This window comes from Gardnerella sp. CCPDSM, assembly GCF_056754715.1.
Window position 1 is genome coordinate 1 of the sequence record NZ_JBQEQO010000067.1, and the last position, 505, is coordinate 505.

A 505-nucleotide genomic window follows, 5' to 3' on the forward strand; every position below is an offset into this window, starting at 1 on the left:
CCTCGTAATAGACTGTTCAAAACGCGCCACCCAAGGATCAAGCGTGTATTTCACAAACTCCAACGACTGCTGCTCAATATTAGAAAAACTCGACTTTTCTAAATCACCAACCATGTGTGGTGGGACTCTAAAAATACGAGCAATCTCGTTAATCTGAAACTTACGAGTTTCAAGAAACTGTGCTTCGTTAGGCGAAATAGAAATAGGCGTATACTTCATGCCTTCCTCTAAAATCGCTATCTTATGCGAGTTAGAACCAGAGAACCCCTTATTCCAACTATCCCTCATACCAGACGGATCTTTTACTGTACCGGGGTATTCCAAGATTCCGCTTGGTGTAGCACCGTTAGCGAAAAACGATGCACCATACTCTTCCGTAGCTATCGCCATACCGATAGCGTTTTTTGCCATCGCAATAGGCGAATAGCCAACAAGCCCGTCAAAACCAAGACCGGGAATATGAAGCACGTCAAAAGGTTTAAGTTTCACACTCGTTTCTTTACCC

The 505-nt window shown here is 43.8% G+C and carries 1 protein-coding gene; it reads right to left on the reverse strand.

Features of this window, described 5'->3' with window-relative positions:
• Positions 1 to 489 (reverse strand): phage portal protein (locus ACTJLE_RS06550; protein ID WP_481267916.1); only part of this gene is annotated, 489 nt, incomplete at its 3' end.
• Between the last annotated feature and the right edge of the window lie 16 nt (positions 490 to 505).